Raw genomic sequence first — 23,515 nt, 5'->3', positions numbered from 1 at the left:
CCATCCCGGTCGGGGCACCCGGCTACTCGCCGGAGACCCGCCACCCCGGACGACGCTTCGGTGCTCCGACCACGGCCTCAGCGCCTACCATGAACACGTTCGCTCGCTCCCTCGTCGTCTTCGCGGCCCTGGTTGGCATCGCTGTCTCCATGATGACCGTGCTAGCGTTCCGCTCCTACGGAGAGCAGGAGCACTGCGCCGCAGACGCCCCGGTCTTGGGGGAAGAAGGGTCTGGCTACGAGGTGCTCAATCTAGCCGGGCGCGACGTATGGGCGACGCGTGACTGGACGCCCGAGGCCTTCGAGGCGTTTTCGTTCCCGGCCACGTGGCTGCTCTGGCGCAAGAACGACCCGCGCGTCGGGCTGGCGGACCGGGCTGAGTTTCTCCAGTCGCCCGGCTGCGAACGCGGCACCTACAGCCACATGGCGGCCTTCGACCGGCGCTTCGTTCAGGTCGTCGAGTTGATCGACCTGCGCGAGCCTGCCGACGACGACGGCCTCGTCCGACGTGTCTCCCTGGAGAAGTACCACGTGCTGCACTTCGACGCGGGCCGCACCGTGCGCATCCTGGCTAGTCCGACGGGCGAGCGCTTCATCGAGGTGTCGCGGACCCTGCTGAGGAAAGCGTATACACCGACCCTGCCGACGGGCTGGACGCTCACCTCGCATCGCCTGAGCGAGCCGCTGCGGATTGAGCTGCTGGGCCGCGTGAGCGCGCTCCGCATGGACAACCAGGATTCGTTTCAGGGACCGCTGACGGGCGCCGTCCCGCTCGGCCTGGACACCGCCGGCCTGGACACCGCCGCCCTGCACGACATGCCTGATGACCTCGCACCCTGATCGCTCGCGTCCTGATCGCTCTACCCGCTTCCCTCACCGATACGTCCCGTCGACCATGGACCGCGTTCCGTTTCTCTACCCCCTCTGCGCTGCGCTGCTGGCGCTCGCCCTGGCGGCGATGCTGGGGGCCTGCTCCTTCGCACCGGAGCTTCAGCAGACGCAGGCCGAAGTCGAATTGCCCGCTCAGTTTGACCTCGGCGAGGCCGCGCAGCCGGACACGCTGCGGCCGATGCCGCGCTGGTGGTCGGCCTACAACGACCCCGTGCTCGACCGCCTCGTCGACACGACGCTGACGCGCAACCTCGACCTCCGCGCCGCCGCCGCTCGTCTCGTGGAGGTGCAGAACCAGTACCGCATCGCCCGGGCGCCGGAGCGTCCCAGCATCGGCATCGGCTTCGACGCCAACCGGTCGAACACGCCCGCGAACACTGGCTTCACATCGGACCTGCCTGGTGTGCCGGAGCGGCTCGAAAACGACACGTACTCGCTCTACGGCTCGATCTCGTACGAGCGCGATCTGTGGGGCCGCATCCGGAGCCAGTCGAACGCGGCGGAGAGCGAGTTCTTCGCCACCGCGGAAGACCTTCGCTCGGTCCAGATCGGCGTCCTCGCGGAGACGATCGCAATCTACTTCGAACTGCTCGACCTGGAGACGCAACTTCGGCTGACCGAGGAGAGCGTGCGCCTGCTTCAGGAGCGCATTGACCTTACCGACGAGCGTTACGACCGGGGCCTCGTCACGTCGTTCGAGCTGTATAGCCTGCGCCAGGAGTTCGAGAGCACGCGCACCAACGTACCGCTGCTCGAAGCCAGCATCGCCGACGCGCACGGGCGGCTGAGCGTGGTGCTCGGCCTCTATCCCGACGAGGTGGCGGCGCTACTGGACGCGGAGCGTTCGCCTGACTTCGTGATCACGCCGATCCCCGCCGGGCTGCCCTCCGACCTCCTGCAAGCACGCCCTGACCTGGCGGCGGCCACGCATCGCCTCGAAGCGGCGCGGCAGAGCATCGGCGCCGCCAAGGCGAGCCTCTTCCCGTCAATCTCGATGACGGCGACGGGCGGGCTGCAGAGCGGTGAACTGACTGCGCTTCTGAACACAAGCCAGTACTTCACCAACCTTACCACCTCGCTCTTCGCGCCCATTTTTCAGGGCGGCGCGCTGCGCGCCAACGTCGAAGTGACGAAGGCACAATACGAGCAGTTGGCGGCAAGCTATGAGAAGACGCTACGCACGGCCTTCAGCGAGGTCGGCGTGACGCTCGTGGGCTACGAGAAGCAGCAGGCGCGCTACGCGATGCTGCTGGAAGAACGCGCCACCGCCGAGGCCTCGCTGCAGGCGCAGGAGGCCCGCTACCGCAGCGGCGTGGGCGACTACCTCGCCTACCTCGACGCCCGCCGCAACCTGCTCCGCGTGCAGACCTCGCTCGCCGGGGCTGAGCGCGCCCTCGCCGACGCCCGGCTCGCCGTCCACCGCGCCCTCGGCGGGGCGTGGATCGAGGATCCTGACCAACCCGACGCCTGATCCCAGGTCCATTTCCACCTTCCCTCAGGTGTCATCCTGAACTCGTTTCAGGATCTCTGACGACTGATGTGCTGCGGCGCTCTGCTGAGATGCTGAAACCGCAGGTTCATGCCAGTAATCAAGTTCAGCATGACAAGAAGGGAAGAGCGGTGCCGGATTGGAACGGCGCTGCCCGATGCCCGGACTTCCCATCCGACCTCACCCACCTACTACGCCACACATACCGGCCCCAACGCCTCCTGCCATGCGTGCCCACCTGAAATCTATCCTGTCCGTCCTCGGAATCCTGGTCGCGGGCATCGTCGCCACCGTCATGCTCGTGGCGCTGCGCCCCGAGCCGCCGCGCGAGGCGCGCCCCGTGCAGGCTCCGCTCGTCCAGACGCGCCCGCTCGAAGCGCAATCGGGCGCCCTGCCGGTCTACGGCACCGGGACTGTCGAGCCGACGCGCGAGATCAACCTCGCCGCCGAGGTGTCGGGTCGCATCGTGGCCGTGGCGCCCTCGCTCGTGACAGGCGGTGCGTTTCGTGCAGGCGACGTGCTCGCGACCATCGACCCGGCGGACTATGAGAACGCGGTCGAGATCGCCGAGGCGCAGGTGACGCAGCGCCAGGTCGAGGTGCTACAGGCGCAGCAGGAGGTCGCCCTGGCGCGAGACGAGTGGGACCGGCTCCGCTCGCATACCGGCGAGGCTGAAGCGCCCGACTCTACTGAGCTAGGCCGCCTGGTCTACCGTGAGCCACAGCTGCGCACCGCCGAGGCTGCGCTCCGTAGCGCCGACGCGCAGTTGGAGGACGCGCGCACCCGCCTCGAACGGACGCGGGTCAGGGCTCCGTTCAGCGGCCGCGTCCGCACCAAAGCCGTTGACCTCGGCCAGTACGTCGCGCCGGGGCAAGCCGTCGCGTCGGTGTATGCCACCGCCGAGGTCGAGATCGCCGTGCCGCTGAGCAGCCGCGAGGCCGACCTGATCGACGGGCTGTGGACGCGCGGCCGTGCACGCATGCCCGCCACCGTCACACGCGACACCGACGGGGCCGCCTGGGAGGGCTACGTGCACCGCGTCGACGGCGCGATGGACGCCGCCACGCGGCAGATCCAGGTGATCGTCCGGGTGCCGCGCCCGTACGCTGCGACGGAGAAACGTGCGCCCCTGCTCGTCGGCACCTTCGCGCAGGTCGCCCTGCCAGGCCGCGCACTCGACCGTTACTTCGAAGTGCCGCGCGTGGCTGTCCGCGACAGCGACACCGGAGCGCAGGTCTGGATCGTCGAGGACGGCCTGCTGGCGATGCATCCCGTGACGGTGGTGCAGGACGTGGAGGACCGCGTCGTCGTGACCGCGCCCGCGCTGCCCGACCGCGCCGCGCTCATCGTGAGCGACCTCGCCGTCGTCACCGAAGGCCTCCCCGTGCGCACCGCAGGATCGTAACGCATCGAGCACCTGGGCGTCGGATGCCCTTGCGATTCTCGGTGGGGAGTGGAGGGTTGGGTGTGGGGTGTCGGACTTCTGAGCCAGACCCGCCCTTGAGCATCGCGGACATGCTCTGTTTGTGACGTGGATCACCACGTGCAGCAGATCAGCACACACGAGCACTGCCCACCCTCCCTACTCCCCACACCCCCCCTCTCAACCCAACACCGCAACACCGAATCCCCATGTCCCGCGCCATTGCCTGGATGGCTCGCCACCGCGTGGCCGCCAACCTCCTGATGCTCACCATCCTCGCCGTCGGCTTCGTCAGCGTCGGGAGCATCAAGCAGGAAACGTTTCCGGAGATCACCCTCGATGCGGTGCAGGTGCGCGTGCCCTACACCGGGGCGACGCCCGCCGAGATCGAAGAAGCCATCGTCCGCCGCGTTGAGGAGCAGGTTGAGGGCATCGAGGGCATCCGACGCATCACGTCGGTGGCGGCTGAGGGCGTCGGCACGGTGACGGTCGAGTTGGCGCGCGGGGCCGACGTGGCGCGGGCGCTCGACGAGATCCAGACCGAAGTGGACGGCCTCACCACGCTGCCTGCCGACGCCGAGAAGCCCATCGTCTTCGAACCCGCTTCGCCGGGCAACGTGATGCAGATCGCGCTCTATGGCGACGTGCCCGAGCGGACGCTCAAAGAACTCGCCGAGGCCGTCAAGGACGACCTCACCGCGACGGAGGAGATCTCCTCGGTGAGCGTCATCGCCACACGGCCCTACGAAATGTCCATCGAGGTCAGCGAGGCAACGCTGCGCGCCTACGGGCTGACGCTGCTCGACATCGCCTCGACGGTGCGGCGGGCCAGCCTCGACCTACCCGGCGGCAGCGTGGAGACCGCCGACGAGGAGATCCTCATCCGCACCAAGGGCCAGAACTACACGCAGGCCGACTTCGAGGACATCGTGCTCCTTAGCCGGTCCGACGGCACCCAGATCCGGCTCGGCGACGTCGCCGCGGTGCGGGACGGCTTCCAGGGGGCGAGCCTCGTGACGCGCTTCAACGACGAGCCCGCCGTGTTCGTCCAGGTCCAGCGCACGGGCGACGAGCGCACGCTCGACATCGCGGAGCGGGTGAACGCCTACCTCGCCGAGGACATTCAGGCGGTCCTCCCGCCCGGCGTTTCGGCAGGCGTCTGGCAGGACGAGTCCGAAGTGCTGCGGAGCCGCCTCGACCTGCTGCTCAAGAACGGCCTCCAGGGCCTCCTGCTGGTCGTGCTCGCGCTGATGCTCTTCCTCAACCCGCGCCTCGCGTTCTGGACCTCGTTCGGGATCTTCCTCTCGTTCATGGGCACCTTCGCCGTGATGATCTGGCTCGACGTGTCCGTGAGCATGATCTCGCTCTTCGGCTTCATCCTGGCCGTCGGGATCGTCGTGGACGACGCGATCGTGGTGGGCGAGAACATCGTCGCGGAGCGCGAGCGGGGGGCGTCGCCGCTGACGGCGTCCATCCGGGGCGCGTCTCGCGTGGCCGGGCCGGTCACCTTCGCCGTGCTCACGACGATGGCGGCGTTCATGCCGCTGCTCTTCATCCCGGGCACCCTCGGCAAGATGCTCGTCGTCCTGCCAACGATTGTGATCGCAGTGCTGGCGCTCTCGCTCGTCGAGGTGCTGTTCATCCTGCCCAACCACCTCGCCCACGAGGGGCGCCCGGCGAGTAACCCGCTCACGCGCGGCATCGACGCGGCGCGCTACGCGTTTTCGCGCGGGCTGAACTGGTTCGTGGAGGGGCCGCTCGACCGCAGCGTGCGCTTTAGCGTGCGGCGCTATGGCCTCGTGATCGCCACGGCGGTGGCGTTGCTCACCATCAGCATCGGGTTCGTAGTCGGCGGCTATATCCCGTTCACGTTCTTCCCCGAGATCGAGGGCAACAACGTCCGCGCGCAGGTCGAGCTGCGGCCGGGGACGCCGCTCACACAGACCGAGGCCGTCGCGCTGCGCCTCGAAGCAGCGGGCCGCGCCGCCGCCGAGGCGTTGCAGCAGGACCTCGACGCCGACCACGCGCCGCTGATCCAGAACGTCCACGTCATCGTCGGCCATCAGCCCTCGCAGCAAGGCGACGTGAGCACGGCGGGCATTAGTCAGTCGCATGTCGCTGAGGTCAACATCGAGCTGGCCGGGGCCGAAGAGCGCGATCTCTCAGCCGCGGTGTTCGAGCAGGCGTGGCGCACCGAGGTGGGCGAGGTCGCCGCAGCCACCGCGCTAACGTTCGCCTCCAGCGCCGTGACGTTCGGCGGGCCGGTGGAGTTTGAGCTCTCGGCCGATGACCCCGCCGTGGTGCGCGCCGCCACCGACGCGCTCAAGGCCGACCTCCTCACCTACGCGGGCGTCTTCGACGTGGCCGACGACGAGGAGGCGGGCAAGCAGGAACTCCAGCTCGACCTGCTCCCGCAGGCGCGCACGCTGGGCCTGACGCTGGAAGACCTCGCGCGGCAGGTCCGGGCGGCGTACTTCGGCGAGGAGGCCGTCCGCATCCAGCGCGGCCGCGACGACGTGCGCGTCTACGTGCGCCTCCCCGAGGACGAACGCGATGCCCTCGGCGACCTCAGCGCCTACCGCATCCGCACGCCGCAGGGCGCCGCCGTCCCGCTCTACGACGTCGCCACGGTCACGATGAGCACCGCGCCGACGACCATCACCCGCCGCGACGGGCGCCGCGTCATCGCCGTCACCGCCAACCTCGACCCGGCGATCTCCTCAGGCAACGCCGTCACCGCGCAGGTGCAGGCCGAGGCCCTCCCCAAGCTCTTAGACACGTACCCTGGCCTGACCATCGACGTGGAGGGCGAGCAGCGGGAGCAGGCCGAGACGCTGGAGGCGCTCGCGGTGACGTTCCCGCTCGCGCTCTTCGTGATCTATGTGCTGCTCGCGATCCCGTTCGGGTCCTACGTGCAGCCGCTCATCGTCATGGCCGCGATCCCGTTCGGGCTGATCGGCGCGCTCGTGGGGCACCTGCTGTTTGGGCTGCACCTCGGCATGCTGAGCGTCGCCGGGCTGATCGGCCTGAGCGGCGTGATCGTGAACGACTCGCTCGTCCTGGTCGACTTCGTCAACGAGCAGCGGCGCAAGGGCCTCCCGATAAGCGAGGCCATCGTGTCCGGGGCCAAGCTGCGGTTCCGCCCGATCATGCTCACCACCGTGACGACGTTCCTCGGCATGCTCCCGCTCCTACTGGAGCGCAGCGTGCAGGCGCAGTTCCTGATCCCGATGGCCGTCAGCCTCAGCTTCGGCATTCTGTTCGCCACGTTCGTCATCCTCCTGCTCGTCCCCGCGCTCGCCCAGTGGCAGGACGATGTCCTCGTCTACTTCGGGCGCAGGCACTTCGAGCGCAAGCGCTTCGGCCACAAGGGCCGAGGGCACGACGCATCCCCGCATGCCTACGACGGGGACGACTCGCTGCAGGACGCGACCCGGCTGCAACGAGGCGAGGCTCCCCCCGATACCCCGTCGATGCGCACAGTATAGCCAGGCTGCCTTGCTGGATTTGGGTACTCACGTACCAGTCGCCTGCGGTTTCGACCGACTGCACCTCGACATTTAACGGCATCAAAGACGACTCGAAAGCGCTTCGATGTGCGTTCTCCATGCAGGAAAGGCTTCCAGTGCCGCACCGATGCATCGGATGCCATCACGGCATCGTAGTAGCACTGAAACACATCCCGTGCCGCCTAGCACATTGTCCACCTGCACTTCTGGACCGCGGCACTCTACCTCCTTCGGCCTTTGGCTACCATGCTGCTGACTGTCCTCCTCATCGCTGCTGCTGCGCTGCTTGTACTCGGCTACGCCGCCACCCGTGGCCTCGGCCGCGTCGACGAACTCCTGCAGGTCGTGGGTCCGGACGAAGCAGTTCCTCCCGTCGAACAGACCACGTCCGAGGTCCTACCCGCTCGCTAGCGTCATCGCGCCAGCCGACTCATCTTCGGAGAACGCACCGTTCGCGCCTCTACCGGAGCACCTGCGCAGGCACGGCAGGGTCGCCCTCGTGAGGGGACGGATCGAGGCCCATCGCAGCGGTGAGGATACCGTAGACGTCCACCGTCGAAAACGCCGGGGTCACGGCGCCGACCCGGAAGCTCGGCCCGCGCGCGGCGAAGAGGCCTCCCATCGTCGGGTAGGCATTGTCGTAGCCATGCGCGCCACCGGATAGACGTGCGGGGCGCTGCTCCGCATAGGATCGTCTCGTGACGGTCCATCCGGCGTCGGCGAAGACCACGACGGAGGGAATTCGCGGGTGGTCGTTGTAGTGCATCCGCGCGGGTATGTCCTCGCGGCGATAGGCCGTCACGTGGTCGAGAGCGGCGAGGCTGTCGAGGACCGCGTCGGGCTCGTCCGTCCAGATGCCGACGGGTTCGCCCCACATGATGCGATGGGCATCGATTGTGAGCGCGTCGTCGAGGTAGACAGTCCGCTCCGGGGCAGTCTCCGCCATGCCATGGTCCGCCACCACGACGAGGTCGGTCTGGTCGAGGAGGCCGCGCTCCTCCAGGCCGTTCACGAACATGCCGAGTGCGCGGTCCACGTCTTCGATCGCCGCGGCGACCTCGGGCGCGTCGGGGCCGTGGCGATGGCCCTGCGAGTCGACGAGGCTGAAGTAGAGCCTTACGAAGCCGGGGCGCGTTGCGTCGGTACGGTCGAGCCAGCCGAGGGCGAGCGCCACGCGGTCGCCGTGGGGCATATTGTGCTCGTAGGGCAGCCACTCGCTCGGACGGACGCCGCCGATCTCGGCCTCAGAGCCGGGCCAGAAGAGGGTCGCGGCGGGCACCCCCTGCTTCTCGGCGGTCACCCAGATCGGTTCGCCGCCCCACCAGCGCCCGTCGGCCACGGCCTCGCGGTTGCCCATCGAAAACGAGGCGGGCGTTCCGGCCGCGTCAAACTCAGGGTCGTACATCGCGTTGCCGACCACGCCGTGCGACTCCGTGTAGAGACCCGTCACGAGCGTGTAGTGGTTCGGGAACGTCTTCGTCGGGATGACCGGGACGAGGCTCTCCGCACGGACGCCCTCGGCCACGAGGCGGCGCAGCGTCGGGGCGATCACGTCGTCGCGGTCGAGGTAGTCGTAGCGGAACCCATCGACGGAGATGAGCACGAGCGCCGTTGCTTCAGGAGCAGTGCCTTCGGATGAGCGCGAGCCAGAGCACGCAGCCGAGACCACCGCGAGGATACCGAGCAGGAGATGCGGGAGCGATGAAAGGACGAGACGGCGCATGGGGACGAGGTTGACTTGGTGGACTGCCAATCTCGCACTGATGCCGCGCGCCCTGCCGCGAGCACGGATGATCCGTGCGTGAATGCGGCCCCTCTTGAGCCGGCTCCGTGCCTACGTCCAGCTAGCGCGCCGGTCTCCAGAGATCGCCGTCCGGCTGGAACGCGGACCAGACGAACCAGAACACGTCGTGGTGGGCGATGCGGTCGAGATGCTGCCCAGCGAGCGGCCCGGCGACGGCCTCGCCGAAGAGCGTCCAGGTGCTGCCCGTCTCCACATCGCGGATGCCCTCGGGTGTCGCCTCGAACGTGAGCGTCTGCATCCCGTCCAGCGTGGCGACGGTGCGCTGGAAGACGCCGGTTGCGCCCACGTCGCGGCTGTCGGCCAGGGCCTCCGCATCGAGGGCTGACGCGGTGCCGGGCTGCCACACCACGAGGAGGGGCGCACCGCCGAGGGTGTCGTTCACGACGCGTACCTCGGCCAAGTCGCGGAAGGCATAGGCGCGGGCGGCCTCAGCTTCCTCCCCTTCGGCGTCGCCGCCCTCATCGCTCACGATCACACCGGCGATGCGCGCCATCGCGGGGAGCTGCGGACCGACCTCGCCGTCGTACAGAAACGGGTCGCGCGCCTCATCATCGTAGCCGACGTACGGGTTGCGACCGTAGGGCCGGTCGAAGCCCGTGTCGCGCGAGAGCACGGGGGCGTCGGGGTAGCCTGCACGGGCCTTCGCCCAGCTCACGAGCGCCGTCGGAAGCATCGTGAGTTGCGTGCCCGTGAGTGCGCCGACGATGGCCGTGCCGGTGAACTGCTGCCACCACGTCTCGGTCTGGCGGTCCCACATCACGAGGTCGCTGTAGCGCAGGTTGCCCGTCGTCCCAAACGTGAGAGATTCGCTATTCACCTGGGGGCGTTCGAAGGCGACCGCTGCGTTGCAGAGCGGGCAGTAGGTCACCGCGACCGGCGTCCCGCCTACCGTGTCGTTGACAATCTCGTGCCACGTGAGGATCTGTAGCGGATAGATCACCGCCGTCCCGCCGAGTTCGAGGACGATCACCGGCTCGGCGTCCGAGAGCCATGCCTCGGCCTCGTCGATGGGCACGAACGTCGGCGCGTCGAGCGGCGGAATGCCATCGCGCGGCGGCCCGCCCGAGCGGATCGAGGTGAGATCGACGATCCGCTCGCAGAAGTCGGTCTGCCACCCCGCTGTGGTGAACGCCGCGTCTGGCGGCACACAGTCCTCAGCCATGGGCACCAGCGTCTCCTGGGCACAGGCGAAGGCGAAGGGCGCGAGGAGCAGGACTAGCGCGAGACGCATGGGGCGAGTGTTGCGGTGTGGAAGTGTTGCGGCGATGTCGCTTGTCGATACGGCGGCCTGAAGAGGCGTTGTAGCGGGACCGCTCCCCCCGTTTTGGCTAACAGTCGCTTCGCTCCTGCGTCATCCAAAACTGTCCCCCTCAGCTTGAGGGGGACAGTCCGAGGAGCGGAGCGAGCCATGCGAGCGGAGGCGACGCAAGACGGGGGGAGTCGCAGCAGCCTGAAGCATGTTGGAGCGAGGTGTCCCAGACGGTTCGGCACCCGTCGCGCTTACCTATCCCCTAGGCCCCATTCCCTATCCCCTTACTTTACCCGCCGAGCGTAGCCGGGTCGACCTCCACGAGGCGCTTCTGCGTGAGGGCGAGCGTGCGCGCGGGGTACTTCTTGATGAGCCGGTAGTCGTGCGTCGCCATGAAGACGGTCATGCCCTGCTGGTGGAGGCGCAGGAGCAGCTTCTGGATCTCCTCGCCCACCTTCGGGTCGAGGTTGCCGGTCGGCTCGTCGGCGAGGAGGATGTAGGGCTCGTTGGCGATGGCGCGGGCGATGCAGACGCGCTGCTGCTCGCCGCCGGAGAGCTCGTGCGGCATCGCCTTGGCGCGGTGGCTCACGCCGACGCGGGTGAGCACCTGCGTGACGCGCTGCTTGACGAGCTTGCCGCGCTTGCCGGTCGCGTAGAGCGCGAACGCGACGTTGTCGGACGCCGTGCGGTCGCCGAGGAGTTGGAAGTCCTGGAAGACGACGCCGAGCGAGCGGCGCAGGAACGGGATGTCGCGCGGACGGATCGAGTCCGAGTCGTAGTCGCCGACGCGGATCGCGCCTTCCTCGGGCTTCTTGTCCATGTAGAGCAGCTTGAGGAGCGTGCTCTTGCCGCTGCCCGTCGGGCCGATGAGGTAGACCAGTTCCCCGCGCTTGATCGTGAGCGAGAGGTCCTCAACGACGGTGTGGTGCCCGCCGCCAGGGGTGTCATACCCAGCGGTGATGCGGTCGAACTCGATCAAGGCGGCGGCGAGTCGGTGGAGAAAGGCAGCGTGAGGAAAGGTACGGAGGCGGGCTGTCCACGTTCAGCAACGGGGGAAAACCACTCCCGCACCCTCCTTCTCTGGGTCGAAGCGTTCACCCCATGGAGGGACCTCATGTTTGAGGCAGGGAGCCCACCAGGGTCATGGCCAATTGGTATCACAGCGAAGGTTGGCGATCTGCGTAGAGGCTTACCGTTCGATTGCCTACAGCGATTAAGTGCAGGCCTACGATTGCCGAAACAGAGGCTATGAGAAACTTTCTCGATAGCGAATTTGCTCCAGCTGTGTTGGGCATCATCGTGAGCATCATAGGGGTCGCCTACGCGGTAGACGCCGCCTGGAGTGGCGTCACGGACCTGCGTGTGACAGGGAACATCCGACTCGTCCTTCGTGAGGGAGATACGTTCTTCTTCCCATATCTCATGTTCTTGGGAGTCGGTGGCCTGGCTATAGGCGTCCTCTCCCTGCGCGACTTGGCACAACGCCGCTGAGTTCCTGGCCTCCCTGCCTCAGCGGATTGGGGCACGTACGCCGCCGCATAGCCAGAAGCCTCCTACTTCGCCACATAAAGCAATGGGGCTCGCCTCTCAATCTAGAGAAGACGAACTCGTGAGCTTGTCGAGGACGGCGAGGACGGCGAGGACGGCGAGGACGGCGAGGACGGCATTGAACGCGACGATGGTGTGACGGTCACGCCGTCCCGTACATCCGCAGCGTCGCGCCGTTGTGGGCGGCTCCGGCGTCGGCGCAGAGATAGGCACACATCGCAGCGAGGTCGTCGGCACGCACCCCGTCGGCGTCCTCGCCGCCGAAAAGGATCATCGACGGGGCGACGGCGACGGCCTGGATGTCGTTGCCCGCGTACTCGGCGGCGGTGGCTTCGAGGAGCCGGATGAGCCCCGCTTTCGACGCGCCGTAAGCGGCCTGCTGGGCCGGAGCACGGTCCGCACCCTGGCGCGAGGCGATGCCGATCACGCGCCCGCCGCCGTCGCGCAGGAAGTGCCGCACGGCCTCGCGCACCGTCAGAAACGACGCCGTCAAGTTGAGGTCCAGCAGCGAGCGCCAGTCGTCGAGCGTCGTCTCGGCGAGCGGCCCGCCGCTCCACGCGCCCACGGCGTGAATCACCACATCGATGGGACCGGCCTCATCGCGGATCTGCTGGAACGCGGCGGCCAGCGCGTCCTCGTCGGTCGCATCGGCAGCGGCGAAGACGAAGCCGTCGGGGGCGCCCTTCGGAGCCGATCGCGCGATCCCGGCAACCGTCGCTCCCGCATCGGCGAGGTGGCGCAGCAGCACGCGGCCTAGGCGTCCGCTCGCGCCGGTGACGAGGACGGTGATGTCGGAGAGATCGAGCATAGGGTCGAGGGTCGAGGGTCGAGAAAAGCTGGTCGCCCAGCAGCGAAGCGTCAAGCTAGCGAGGCGTGCATCCCAAGCGCGCACCCGACATCATTCAGCGCTGGAGGTGTGGTCGTAGAGGACGCGCCAGCCTTCGGGGCGGCGCTGCATGGTGAGCGTGAAGAGGCCGTTCGGCGTGTCGGCGGCGCGGTCGAGACGCCAGCGGCCGAAGACGAGCGCCCAGTCGGGGCTGAGCAGGCGGACGTCGAGGTCGGAGAAGCTGAGTGTGCCCATCGTGGCGGCGTCGGGGTAGCCGCGCTCGTAGCCCGCGAGCGTCGCGTCCCAGCCGGTGCGCACGGTGCCACGCGAGGCGAACCGGAGCGAGTCCGTCTGCGCATAACCCTCCATGAAGCCGCGCACCGAACCCTCATTCCACGCGGCCACCTGCGCATCAAGGACGGCAAGAATTGCGATCTCGGGGGGTGCCTCCGTCTCGGCTGGCACCTCGGGAGCGGATGAACGGCAGCCGACCTGAAACACGAGAAGAACGAGCAGAATGCGCATGGTCGTGGGAGCTGAGTGGGCCGAGGTGGAGACTGAAACCTCCGCGTGGGAGAAAGTAGGACGAAGCATCACCGACACGTCGACGCGAATCCCTCGCAACACATTGTCATTCTGAGCGAGCGAAGCGAGTCAAACCGCAGGTTCACGCAGTACAGAATCTCGGGGCCAGCATCCACGCCTGTTCTTGGCATAGAGGTACGCACGAGACTCATCCTCGCTGGGCTCCTCACGCTCGCCTATCACCTCTGTTCTTGGCATAGAGGTACGCACGAGACCCTTCGACTCCATCGGCTGAGTGGATTTCGCTCAGGATGGCAAACCGGGGAGAACAGCCCGGAGAAGCGGACCTCGGTCTTCCGACCCTACCTTCCGCTGCTCCTCCCCCGACCCGCGACCCATGACCCTCGACCCCAGTTCTACCTCCGCGCTCGTCCTCACGGGCGGCGGCGCGCGGGGCTCCTACCAGGCCGGCGTGCTCTGCTACATCCGCGAGCACTTCCCCGACGAGCACTTCGATGTCAAGATTGGCGTCTCCGCGGGGGCCGTCAATGCCGCGCACCTCGCCAACTACCTCGGGCCGCGCGACGAGGCCGCCGTGTCCCTCGCTGACCTCTGGCGCGAGATCACGCCCGACGATGTCTTCACCTCGCTCTCGACGTGGCGCTTCCTGAGGCGCGTCCTCCGCGACACGCAGCAGCGAGAAGACCCCGTGCCCCTCGACCAGGCCGGCGTGCCTCGCGGCCTCCTCAACGCGGCCCCGCTGCGGCGCTACCTCGCCCGCCGCCTCCGCGCCGACGCCGACGGCCGCCTCGGCGGCGTCTTCGAGAACCTGAGGCGGGGCAACCTCCGTGCACTCGCCCTCGTGACGACGAGCTACACCACCGGCCAGACGATCACGTGGGTCGAGGGCGACCAGATCCAGGGCTGGGAACGCCCCATGCGCCGCAGCATCCGCGCCGCGCTCACCGTGGATCATATCCTCGCCTCGACGGCGCTGCCGATGATCTTCCCGGCGGTGCGTCTCCACCATCGTCGCCTCGGCCCAGGGTGGTACGGCGACGGAGGCATCCGGCTCACCGCGCCACTCTCGCCCGCGATCCACCTCGGGGCCGACCGCATCCTCGCCATCTCGACGCGCTACGGCCGCTCGAACGTCGAGGCCAACGAGGCCGCCATCGTCGGGTACCCGCCGCCCGCGCAGGTCGTCGGCCTGCTGATGAACGCCATCTTCCTCGACGTGCTCGACCAAGACGCGGCGACGCTGCGCCGTGTCAACGACCTCGTCCGGCACCTGACGACGGACCAGCGCGGGCACCTCCGCCCTATCAGGCTCTTGCTCTTGCGCCCATCGGTCGACCTCGCCAAACTAGCCTCGCAGTACGAGCTGCAGCTCGACGGCGTGCTCGCCCACGCCACGCGCGGCCTCGGCTCGCGACAGACGAAGAGCCCCGACTGGCTGAGCATGCTCCTCTTCGACCGCGCCTACACGACGCGCCTCGTCGACATCGGCTACGCCGACGCCCGCGCCCAGCACGACCGCCTCGCCCGCTTCTTCGAGTACGAGAAGGCATAAACGCTAAAGCCTGGGGTCGAAACTGTCCCCTCGCCGCGCCGTTTCCTGCCCTGGTGATCCGGTTGACGACACGACGAGCCCATCACCCCCTTCTCACTTCCGACTTCTCACCTCAAACTTCCTCGTGCTCCGTCGGCTCAACGTCTACCTCTGGCGCTACAAGCACCTCATGATTCCGGGGTTGCTGTGCGCGCTCGTCTCGGCGGCGTTCACCCTCCTCGTGCCCAACGTGGTGCGGCAAGCCGTGGACGCGGTGCCGCGCATGGTAGACCTGCACGCGCTCTACCAGGGTACGCCGGTGAGCGGCTACGCCTACGCGCAGTTCACGTACACGCTCGTCCTCGGCGCTGCGGTGATCCTCGGGTTCAGCCTGCTGAGCGGCGTGTTCATCTTCCTCATGCGCCGGACGGTCGTGGTGGCGAGCCGCCACATCGAGTTCGATCTGCGCAACGTACTCTACGACCACCTCCAGCGGCTCGGGCGGCCGTTCTACAGCCAGACGCCGACCGGCGACGTGATGACGCGCGCTACGAGCGACATCGAGAAAGTGCGGCGCTACGTGGGCCCAGCGCTGATGTATGCCGTCCGCGCAGTCGCGGTCACGGCCACGGCGCTCATCGTGATGCTGCTCATCTCGCCGACGCTGACGTTCTGGGCGCTCACGCCGATGCCGCTCCTGGCGATCGCGATCTTTTTCGTCGCGCAGCTCATCCATACGCGCACGGACCGGCAGCAGGCGCAGTACTCCGCGCTCACCAGCCGCGTGCAGGAGGCACTCTCCGGCATCCGCGTGGTGAAGGCCTACGTCCGCGAAGACCATGAGGCGAAGCGCTTCGAGCGGGAGAGCGTAGGCTACCAGCACCGCGCGCTCGACCTCGCGCTCGTGGAGACGGCGTTCCGCCCAACGATGGTCGTCCTCATCGGCACCTCCACGCTCCTCGTCGTGTGGGTGGGCGGAAAGCTCGCCATCGAGGGCGCGATCACGCTGGGCAACATCGCCGAATACATTATCTACGTCGCCATCCTGACCTGGCCCGTCGCCTCGCTTGGGTTCGTCATCAACATGATTCAGCAGGCACGGGCCTCGTGGAGCCGCCTCGTCCATATCCTCGACCGGACGCCCGTCATTCGCGACGGCGACCAGACCGATACCGGCATCCGCACCATCAAAGGCCAGATCACCTTCGAAGGCGTCGGCTTTCGCTTCGACGCGCTCGACAACGAGGCGAATGCCCTCCCCGTCGGCGGCGATGGCGCTCCTGCTGAGGGCAAGGGAGCACGCCCAGCGGAGGCTCCCATGGTGCTGCGCGACCTGTCGTTCGACGTGCCCGCCGGCACCACACTCGGCATCGTGGGCCGCACGGGCGCGGGCAAGACGACGCTCGTCGAGTTGATCCCTCGCCTCCTCGACGCAGCAGAGGGTCGCGTGCTCATCGACGGCCGCGACGTGCGGACAGTCCCGCTCGACGTGCTGCGCCAGAGCATCGGCTATGTCCCCCAAGAGGTGTTTCTCTTCAGCGACACGATCGGCCACAACATCGCCTTCGGCAAGCTCGACGCCACCGACGACGAGATCCGCCAGGCCGCCGTCGAAGCCGACCTGCTCGGCAACATTGAGGACTTCCCTGAGGGCTTCCTGACGCGCGTCGGCGAGCGTGGCATCACGCTCTCCGGCGGGCAGAAACAGCGCACAGCTATCGCGCGGGCCCTCATCCGACGTCCCCCGATCCTCATTTTCGACGACGCGCTCTCGGCCGTCGACACGCAGACCGAGGCGCGCATCCTCGCGAGCCTGCGCCAGCAGTTCGGCCAGCGGACGGTCGTGGTGGTGAGTCACCGCATCTCCGCCGTCCAGGACGCCGACCAGATCCTCGTCCTCGACGACGGGTGCATCGCCGAGCGCGGTACGCACGCCGACCTCGTGGAGCACGGCGGTATCTACGCCGAGATGCACCGGAAGCAGTTGCTGGAGGAGGCGCTGGCGGCAGCGTAGCCCCCGTAGCCGCGCAGAAAACTGACCCAAGCAATCGGGCCTGTCGGTGCACGCGGCGTACTCAGTAGATCAGGATGTCCCCGACGCTAGCGCTCGTGGCTTCGGAGCGGAAGCCCAACTCGCGCTCGAACGTGCGGCGAGCGCCCGGCTCCACGTCCGTGATGTCGAAGCGCAGCGCGTCGAGGCGCTGGTTGTCGCTGCCGTAGAGGGCGATCTCGATCTGCGCATTGCGGATGGGGACCTCGTTGGGATTGACGAGCACACCTTGGATGGTGCTGGTCCCGTTTGGCTGGCGCAGGAGCTTCAGTTCTTCGACTGAGGCAGTCTTGGCGACGCGCTCCTCGGCGCAGCCCACGAAGACGAGGGCGGCAACGAGAGCGAGAAGGACGGGGCGGACGCGCATGAATGCGTGCGGTAGGTGGCGAGAGCGGGCGAGGCAGGACCTTCGACGGCTAGCTCAGTCAAGTCCGTAGGTCTCGGCGATCGCATCGGCGGAAAGAACCGCGTCGCGCGCGCCAGGAATCATGGATTTGGTGAGGAGAACCGGCCCGAGGACGAGGGTGTCCATGTCGGTGTGCAGAAAGCAACGCAGCGCGTCCTCTGGCGTGCACACGATGGGTTCGCCGCGCACGTTGAAGCTCGTGTTCACGAGCACAGGGCAGCCGGTCTCGGCCTCGAAGGCCTGCAGCAGCGCATGGTAGAGCGGACTCCGTGCCGGATCGACGGTCTGCACGCGCGCGGAGCCATCGACGTGGGTGACGGCTGGGACGCGGGACTGGATGTGCTGCAGCCGGTCAAGGCCCTGGCCCTCGATTTCGGCGCCGAGGACGGGACCCACGAGCAGCATGTAGGGGCTCTCGGCGCTGGCGTCGTCGGGCTTGAGCCCGAAGTAGTCCGCCGACCGCTCGGCGAGCACGCTCGGGGCAAACGGACGGAACGACTCGCGGAACTTGATCTGGACGTTGACGCGGCGCTGCACCTCGCGGCCACGCGGATCGGCGAGGATGCTGCGGTGCCCGAGCGCACGCGGCCCAAACTCCATCCTTCCCTGAAACCACCCGACCGTCTGCCCTTCGGCGAGCAACGCGGCAGTGCGCGCTGGAATGGCATCGAGCCCGACGTGGTCGTAGGGCTTCGTGCCCTCGAAGGCCTCGCCATCGAACACGGCATCGAGGGCCGTCTGGATATCGGCGTCGGAGAAGGCCGGGCCCAGGTAGCTGCCCTGCATCGCGTCGGTAGTGCCGACTGTGCGCGGCTGGTCGGCCCAGTGGTGCCAGGCCATCAGCGCCGCCCCGAGTGCGCCGCCCGCATCGCCGGCAGCAGGCTGGATCCACACCCGCTCGAACGGCGACTCGCGCAGGATGCGGCCGTTCGCGACGCAGTTGAGCGCCACGCCGCCCGCGAGGCACAGGTTCGGCATGCCCGTCTCGGCATGGACGTGCCGGGCCATGCGCAGCAGCGCGTCCTCGGTCACCGCCTGCACACTCCGCGCCAGGTCCATCTCCCGCTGCGTCAGCGGCGACTCCGGCGCCCGTCTCGGCCCGCCAAACAGTTCGGCAAACCGCCGCCCCGTCATCCGCAGCCCGGAAACGTACTCGAACGCGTCCATGTGGAGCCGAAACGAGCCATCGTCTTTCAGGTCGATGAGATGCTCTCGGATCGTGTCGACGAAGCGTGGCTCGCCGTAGGGTGCGAGGCCCATCAGCTTGTACTCGCCCGAGTTGACGCGGAAGCCGCAGAAGTAGGTGAACGCCGAGTAGAGCAGCCCGAGCGAGTGCGGAAAGTGCACCTCCGCCTCGATGGCGATGCGGTTGCCGCGGCCGGTGCCCCACGAGGTCGTCGCCCACTCCCCCACGCCATCGACGGTCAAAAACGCCGCCGCCTCGAACGGCGACGGGAAGAACGCGCTGGCTGCGTGGCTTTCGTGGTGCTCGGGGTAGACGAACGTGAAGCTGAGGTCGTCTTTCTCGAAGTCGGCATTGCCTGTTGCATGCTCCAGCTTTAGCAGTTCGTCTTTGACGATCTCGGGGATCCAGAGCTTTTGCTTGATCCAGAGCGGCATCGCCTGGAGGTAGGAGCGCAGTCCGCGCGGCGCATAGGCGAGGTAGCTCTCCAGCAGCCGCTCGAATTTCTGGAACGGCTTGTCGTAGAACGCGACCGCGTCGAGGTCGGCGGGCGTGAGGCCGGCTTCGCGGAGCACGTAGGCCGTCGCCTGCGCCGGAAACTCGGGGTCGTGTTTGCGGCGGCTGAACCGCTCCTCGGACGCCGCCGCCACGATCTGCCCGTCGCGCACGAGGCACGCGGCGCTGTCGTGGTAGTAGCAGGAGAGGCCGAGGATGTTCACCGCACTATCGGGCTTCCTCGCGCGCCACCGCGGCCTCGACGGCCGCCGCGACGTTGAGCAGGCCGCCGCTCACGGAGAGCGTCCCGAACGGCACCTGCGACGCGAAGCCGAAGCCAGTCACGTCGGGCTCTGTCACCATCAGGTCGGCATAGTTGGTGGCCGTATCCATCAGGATTGCCCGCACGTCCTGCGGGGTGAGGTCGGGGAAATAGGCCAGGAGCAAGGCCGCGGCGCCTGCCACGACCGGCGCGGCCATGCTCGTGCCGTCGCTCTCCTCGTAGGTACCCTCTGGCATCGTGGAGTTGATGGCCACGCCTGGCGCGAAGAGGTCGACGGTCGTCTGGCCGTAGTTGCTGAAATCAGCGGACAGCCGTTCGCTCCCTTCCCACGACGAGGCGCCAACCTCGATCCAGTGGGTTGCCTCGGTGCCGTCGAGGTAGCGGCGTGTCGGGAAGTTGGGCGTCACGTCGAGGTCTTTCGCGCTGTTCCCCGCTGCGTGGACGAGCAGCACGCCCTGCTCCTCTGCGTAGCGCACGGCGGCATCGACGACCTCCTTCTGGGGCGAGTAGCCCTTGCCGAAGCTCATGTTGACGACGCGCGCCCCGTTGTCGACGGCGTAACGGATCGCGTTGGCGACGTCCTTGTCCCGCTCGTCGCCGTCGGGGACGGTCCGCAGCACCATGATGCGCACCGGAGCGGCGACGCCTGCGATACCGAGGCCGTTGCCCCGGTCCGCCGCGATGATGCCCGCGACGTGCGTGCCGTGATCGGCAGCCGGGCCGTAGACGTCGGCGTTGCCGTAGATGCGCTCCGTCGAGTCGCTGTAGTCGTCGCCGACGATGGATCGTGAGTCGTAGTCGAGGTTGAATCCATAGTCGACCTGCACCTGCAACTGCTCGGCGGCCTCGAGGACTTCCTCCGCGCTGATGCCGTTTTCTTCGAGGTAGACCAGGATGCCAACTGCCTGCTGCACGTCCGCGGGAAGCGGCATCGCGGAGTCGGCTAGCGCCGTGCGGTCGTCGGGTGTCACGTCGTCCGTGCCGAGGTACTTCTGGAGCACCTGCATCGACTGCTCTACGACGCTTTGGATCTCCTTCACCTGGGCGTAGAGTTGCCGGGCCTCGGCTGCCTTTGTTTCATAAGCAGCGCGGAGTTCGAGGTAGCGGGCAAACTCGACGCTGTCTTCTGGCGCGATATCGCTCGCTATCGTTCCCTCGAAACGCTCGCGGAGCGGGGCGTAGAGCCGCGTCACCTCGTAGGTGTCGAACTCGACGTGGGTGCTGTCCGGCCCGCCAATGAAGTTCCACCCGTGCAGGTCGTCCGCGTAGCCGTTGCCGTCGTCGTCGATCCCGTTGCGCACTTCGTCGGGGTTCGTCCAGAGCACGCTCTGCAAGTCCTCGTGCGCGATGTCTACCCCGGAGTCGATCACCGCGACGATCACGGTGTCGCGCGGCGTGCGCTCGGCGAGGAGTGCGTAGGCGGCGGTGATGTTGGCGCCCCAGATGTCAGCGGCTGGGTCGAAGCCCAGGTGCCAGCCCGAGAAGGGCTTTTCGAGCAGCACCGCTGCAAGACTGTCTGTAGGGGCCTCGGCCTCTAGCTTGGGGTCTGCCTCTAGCTTCGGGTCAGCACCATCTGCCGGTTGCGCGAACGCCTCGCTACCGAGGAGAAGCAGGAGCAAAACGCCTGCGAGTCGGGTGAAGGTGCAGAGCATAGCGACTGGGTGCGTGGTTGGACAGCCTCGAAACGTACGCCCGTCCCCGCTTCGTTTGTGGCGTCGGACAAAGCTTCACACGGTGCGTCGTCACTCGCTGCGTACGCGCGTGCTCTAAAAAGAGCGAGGGCGCCCAGCCAAAGCCGGGCACCCTCGCGCGGATGTAGACGGGCGGTCCGTTTAGAACGGGAGGTCGTCGTCCGGGGTGAACGAGTAGTCGTCGCCCCCGGCGGGTGCGGGCTGGCGCTGGGGCCGGCCGCCGCCGCGATTGCCGCCACCGCTGGACTGCCGCGACGCCTGCGGACGGCGGTTGCCGCCCCCGTTGTAGTCGCCGCCGCCCATGTCACCGCCGTCGCGGGAGCCGAGCATTTGCATCTCGCGCGCCTTGATCTCGGTGGTGTACTTGGTGTTGCCGTCCTTGTCTTCCCACTGGCGGGTCTGGAGCGAGCCCTCGATGTAGACCTGGCGGCCCTTCTTGAGATACTCGCCGCAGATCTCCGCGAGGCGCGCCCACGTCACGACCCGGTGCCACTCCGTCTTCTCGACCATGTCGCCGTTCGAGTCCTTATAGGTCTCGGACGTGGCGAGCGAGAAGTTGCAGACGGCGGTGCCGCTGCCGGTGTAGCGTAGTTCGGGGTCCGACCCGAGGTTGCCGATGAGGATGACTTTGTTTACTCCGCGTGCCATAGTTGTGGCCTCCTAAAGGTTAGGGTACATGAATCCGCCGGAGCCTGCCGCCTGCGGGGGCGACGACAGCCACGCGGGCTGCGCTCCGGCCGGTGCCGATGTGACCAGTCTGATCGTGCGCCTGAGAGCGCCGCGTCGTTCTGATCGACGCCAATCTAGACCGGCCAGCAGGAGGTTCATAACCTCAGTCGATCAAAAAATATCCACACCCCGTGACAACCGCGCGTCACAGGCCTCCACCGGGAGATTTCATGGACCAACTGGCAGGCTGCTGCTTACTCTCTCCTCGGCCCCCGTCCCCCCGACGCTCACCGACCCACCTATGGTCTCCTCGGACGACTTCCACCATCTCGCCGACGCGCCCGCCGACGACGACAAGCCGCGCGACCACTGCGGCATCTTCGGCATCTTCAACCACCCGAAGGCGGCTGAACTGACCTACCTCGGCCTGCACGCGCTTCAGCATCGCGGCCAGGAGTCGGCGGGCATCGTGACGAGCACCTACGACGAGGCCAAGGACCGCGCCGTGATGCCGGTCTACAAGGACTTCGGCCTCGTGCTCGACGTGTTCAAGGACCCGAACCTCTTCACCGACCAACTCCTCGGCGACGCTGCCATCGGGCACACGCGCTACTCGACCTCGGGCTCGGCCACCAACCCGGCCAACGTGCAGCCGTTCGTGGTGCACTACCAGGAGGGCAACCTCGCGCTGGCGCACAACGGCAACCTCTCCAACGCCCGCACGATCCGCAAGGAGCTCGTCGAGCGCGGGACGCTCTTCGCCACGTCGTCGGACTCGGAGCTGATCCTGCACCTCGCCGCGCAGAGCCGCGAGTCGGGGCCGATCAACCGCGTCATCGACGCGCTGCATCAGTGCGAGGGCGCCTTCTCGCTCGTGCTGCTCACCGACGACGCCCTTATCGCCGTGCGCGACCCGAACGGCTTCCGCCCGCTCGCCCTCGGCAAGCTCGACGCGCCAGGCCGCAGCGCTCCGGGGTGGTGCGTCGCCTCAGAGACGTGCGCCTTCGACCTGATCGGCGCCGAGTACGTCCGCGACATCGAGCCCGGCGAGATCCTCGTCATCGACCGCGAGGCCGTCGAGCGCGGCACCATGGCGAGCCAGCCCTGCGTGGACCCGGCCACGGGCGAGACGCAGACGTTCAACGGCGTCTGCCTCCCCCGCCCGCACGGCGTGAGCCAGTGCATCTTCGAGTACGTCTACTTCTCGCGCCCCGACTCGAAGGTCTTCGGCGAGATGGTCGACAAGGTGCGGCGCAAGATGGGCAAGATGCTCGCCCACGACGCGCCCGTGCCGAAGCACGTCAAGGGCGAGAAGAAGCCCATCGTCTTCGCCGTCCCGGACTCGTCGAACACGGCCACGCTCGGCTTCGTGAGCGAGTCAAACAAGATGGGGCGCAAGTGCAAGTACGAGATCGGCCTGATCCGCAACCACTACGTCGGGCGGACTTTCATTTCACCTGGACAGAGCTCGCGCGAGATGAAGGTGCGGCGCAAGTTCAACACGGTCGAGGGCGTGCTGAAGGACCGCGTGGTGGTGATGGTCGACGACTCGATTGTGCGCGGGACGACGGCCCAGCAACTCGTCAGGATGGTCCGCGAGGCGGGCGCGCGCGAGGTGCACTTCCGCGTGGCAAGCCCGCCCGTGAAGTGGCCGTGCTTCTACGGCATGGACTTCCCTAGCAAGAGCGAACTGCTCGCCAACAAGTTCGACGACATCGACGAGATCGCGGCTTGGCTCGGCGTGGACTCGCTCGGCTACCTCACCGCCGAGGGCATGATGCGGGCCGTCGATGCCGCCCACGACGGACGCGGGCGGTACTGCTCTGCCTGCTTTACCGGTACCTACTCAGTTCCCGTCGAAGAGGGCGTCGAGAAAGACGAGAACGACTGGTAAGAGCAAGGCAGAAGGATGAATGCAGAAGG

17 protein-coding genes are annotated in these 23,515 nt (G+C 67.6%); 8 read left to right on the top strand and 9 right to left on the bottom strand.

The window, feature by feature from the left end; genetic code table 11:
* Positions 1-89 precede the first annotated feature (89 nt).
* The 5 genes from AAFU51_07335 to AAFU51_07315 all read left to right on the top strand — a co-directional run bounded on the left by AAFU51_07335 (position 90) and on the right by AAFU51_07315 (position 7,722).
* Complete coding sequence (locus AAFU51_07335; GenBank protein MEO1571066.1) at positions 90-839, top strand: hypothetical protein; 750 nt, start codon at positions 90-92, stop codon at positions 837-839.
* Between the two features lie 55 nt (positions 840-894).
* Entirely contained in the window at positions 895-2,361 is a 1,467-nt protein-coding gene (locus AAFU51_07330) for a TolC family protein (GenBank protein MEO1571065.1), read from the top strand.
* A gap of 244 nt (positions 2,362-2,605) precedes the next feature.
* Positions 2,606-3,784 carry an efflux RND transporter periplasmic adaptor subunit gene (locus AAFU51_07325; GenBank protein ID MEO1571064.1) on the top strand — a complete coding sequence of 393 codons (1,179 nt, stop codon included), beginning with the start codon at positions 2,606-2,608 and terminating at the stop codon, positions 3,782-3,784.
* A 227-nt stretch (positions 3,785-4,011) separates the two neighbouring features.
* Positions 4,012-7,290: an efflux RND transporter permease subunit gene (locus AAFU51_07320; protein ID MEO1571063.1), complete on the top strand. Its 3,279-nt coding sequence runs from the start codon at positions 4,012-4,014 to the stop codon at positions 7,288-7,290.
* A 267-nt stretch (positions 7,291-7,557) separates the two neighbouring features.
* The gene (locus AAFU51_07315; protein ID MEO1571062.1) at positions 7,558-7,722 is read left to right on the top strand and encodes a hypothetical protein; all 165 of its coding nucleotides are present in this window, start codon (positions 7,558-7,560) and stop codon (positions 7,720-7,722) included.
* A gap of 49 nt (positions 7,723-7,771) precedes the next feature.
* Here AAFU51_07315 and AAFU51_07310 read toward each other — a convergent pair whose 3' ends face one another.
* The 5 genes from AAFU51_07310 to AAFU51_07290 all read right to left on the bottom strand — a co-directional run bounded on the left by AAFU51_07310 (position 7,772) and on the right by AAFU51_07290 (position 13,263).
* On the bottom strand, positions 7,772-9,034 hold the full coding sequence (locus AAFU51_07310; protein ID MEO1571061.1) for an ectonucleotide pyrophosphatase/phosphodiesterase: 1,263 nt from the start codon (positions 9,032-9,034) through the stop codon (positions 7,772-7,774).
* A gap of 121 nt (positions 9,035-9,155) precedes the next feature.
* Positions 9,156-10,346 (bottom strand): DUF3179 domain-containing protein, encoded by a 1,191-nt coding sequence (locus AAFU51_07305; GenBank protein ID MEO1571060.1) that lies wholly within the window; start codon positions 10,344-10,346, stop codon positions 9,156-9,158.
* A 307-nt stretch (positions 10,347-10,653) separates the two neighbouring features.
* On the bottom strand, positions 10,654-11,343 hold the full coding sequence (locus tag AAFU51_07300) for an ATP-binding cassette domain-containing protein (GenBank protein ID MEO1571059.1): 690 nt from the start codon (positions 11,341-11,343) through the stop codon (positions 10,654-10,656).
* A 711-nt stretch (positions 11,344-12,054) separates the two neighbouring features.
* Positions 12,055-12,720: an SDR family oxidoreductase gene (locus AAFU51_07295; GenBank protein ID MEO1571058.1), complete on the bottom strand. Its 666-nt coding sequence runs from the start codon at positions 12,718-12,720 to the stop codon at positions 12,055-12,057.
* A 90-nt stretch (positions 12,721-12,810) separates the two neighbouring features.
* A complete protein-coding gene (locus AAFU51_07290; protein MEO1571057.1) occupies positions 12,811-13,263 on the bottom strand; it encodes a nuclear transport factor 2 family protein in 453 nt (150 codons plus the stop codon).
* A 397-nt stretch (positions 13,264-13,660) separates the two neighbouring features.
* Between AAFU51_07290 and AAFU51_07285 the strand changes: the two genes are divergently transcribed.
* Both AAFU51_07285 and AAFU51_07280 read left to right on the top strand, forming a co-directional pair.
* A complete protein-coding gene (locus AAFU51_07285; protein ID MEO1571056.1) occupies positions 13,661-14,836 on the top strand; it encodes a patatin-like phospholipase family protein in 1,176 nt (391 codons plus the stop codon).
* A 124-nt stretch (positions 14,837-14,960) separates the two neighbouring features.
* Positions 14,961-16,829 carry an ABC transporter ATP-binding protein gene (locus AAFU51_07280; protein MEO1571055.1) on the top strand — a complete coding sequence of 623 codons (1,869 nt, stop codon included), beginning with the start codon at positions 14,961-14,963 and terminating at the stop codon, positions 16,827-16,829.
* 61 nt (positions 16,830-16,890) lie between these two features.
* Here the strand turns inward: AAFU51_07280 and AAFU51_07275 are convergent, their stop codons facing one another.
* The 4 genes from AAFU51_07275 to AAFU51_07260 form a co-directional block, all read right to left on the bottom strand.
* Positions 16,891-17,232 carry an FxLYD domain-containing protein gene (locus AAFU51_07275; GenBank protein MEO1571054.1) on the bottom strand — a complete coding sequence of 114 codons (342 nt, stop codon included), beginning with the start codon at positions 17,230-17,232 and terminating at the stop codon, positions 16,891-16,893.
* Positions 17,233-17,286: 54 nt separating this feature from the next.
* Positions 17,287-19,173 (bottom strand): carbamoyltransferase, encoded by a 1,887-nt coding sequence (locus tag AAFU51_07270; protein ID MEO1571053.1) that lies wholly within the window; start codon positions 19,171-19,173, stop codon positions 17,287-17,289.
* Between the two features lie 4 nt (positions 19,174-19,177).
* The gene (locus AAFU51_07265) at positions 19,178-20,884 is read right to left on the bottom strand and encodes a S8 family peptidase (GenBank protein MEO1571052.1); all 1,707 of its coding nucleotides are present in this window, start codon (positions 20,882-20,884) and stop codon (positions 19,178-19,180) included.
* 180 nt (positions 20,885-21,064) lie between these two features.
* Positions 21,065-21,571 (bottom strand): single-stranded DNA-binding protein, encoded by a 507-nt coding sequence (locus AAFU51_07260; GenBank protein ID MEO1571051.1) that lies wholly within the window; start codon positions 21,569-21,571, stop codon positions 21,065-21,067.
* 322 nt (positions 21,572-21,893) lie between these two features.
* On the opposite strand from AAFU51_07260, the gene purF reads away from it, so the two are divergent.
* Positions 21,894-23,486 carry an amidophosphoribosyltransferase gene (purF, locus tag AAFU51_07255; protein ID MEO1571050.1) on the top strand — a complete coding sequence of 531 codons (1,593 nt, stop codon included), beginning with the start codon at positions 21,894-21,896 and terminating at the stop codon, positions 23,484-23,486.
* Positions 23,487-23,515: the final 29 nt, after the last annotated feature.

This window comes from Bacteroidota bacterium, from assembly GCA_039821555.1.
Lineage (GTDB): Bacteria > Bacteroidota > Rhodothermia > Rhodothermales > Rubricoccaceae > JBCBEX01.
The sequence above is the reverse complement of the archived record's forward strand: the minus strand, read 5'-3'. Positions and strand labels throughout refer to the sequence as shown.

Coding starts and splice junctions, on each gene's coding strand:
- AAFU51_07310 (MEO1571061.1), bottom strand. CDS start 9,034: ATGCGCCGTCTCGTCCTTTCATCGCTCCCGCATCTCCTGCTCGGTATC.
- AAFU51_07330 (MEO1571065.1), top strand. CDS start 895: ATGGACCGCGTTCCGTTTCTCTACCCCCTCTGCGCTGCGCTGCTGGCG.
- AAFU51_07325 (MEO1571064.1), top strand. CDS start 2,606: ATGCGTGCCCACCTGAAATCTATCCTGTCCGTCCTCGGAATCCTGGTC.
- AAFU51_07305 (MEO1571060.1), bottom strand. CDS start 10,346: ATGCGTCTCGCGCTAGTCCTGCTCCTCGCGCCCTTCGCCTTCGCCTGT.
- AAFU51_07335 (MEO1571066.1), top strand. CDS start 90: ATGAACACGTTCGCTCGCTCCCTCGTCGTCTTCGCGGCCCTGGTTGGC.
- AAFU51_07260 (MEO1571051.1), bottom strand. CDS start 21,571: ATGGCACGCGGAGTAAACAAAGTCATCCTCATCGGCAACCTCGGGTCG.
- AAFU51_07265 (MEO1571052.1), bottom strand. CDS start 20,884: ATGCTCTGCACCTTCACCCGACTCGCAGGCGTTTTGCTCCTGCTTCTC.
- purF (MEO1571050.1), top strand. CDS start 21,894: ATGGTCTCCTCGGACGACTTCCACCATCTCGCCGACGCGCCCGCCGAC.
- AAFU51_07285 (MEO1571056.1), top strand. CDS start 13,661: ATGACCCTCGACCCCAGTTCTACCTCCGCGCTCGTCCTCACGGGCGGC.
- AAFU51_07275 (MEO1571054.1), bottom strand. CDS start 17,232: ATGCGCGTCCGCCCCGTCCTTCTCGCTCTCGTTGCCGCCCTCGTCTTC.
- AAFU51_07315 (MEO1571062.1), top strand. CDS start 7,558: ATGCTGCTGACTGTCCTCCTCATCGCTGCTGCTGCGCTGCTTGTACTC.
- AAFU51_07320 (MEO1571063.1), top strand. CDS start 4,012: ATGTCCCGCGCCATTGCCTGGATGGCTCGCCACCGCGTGGCCGCCAAC.
- AAFU51_07290 (MEO1571057.1), bottom strand. CDS start 13,263: ATGCGCATTCTGCTCGTTCTTCTCGTGTTTCAGGTCGGCTGCCGTTCA.
- AAFU51_07295 (MEO1571058.1), bottom strand. CDS start 12,720: ATGCTCGATCTCTCCGACATCACCGTCCTCGTCACCGGCGCGAGCGGA.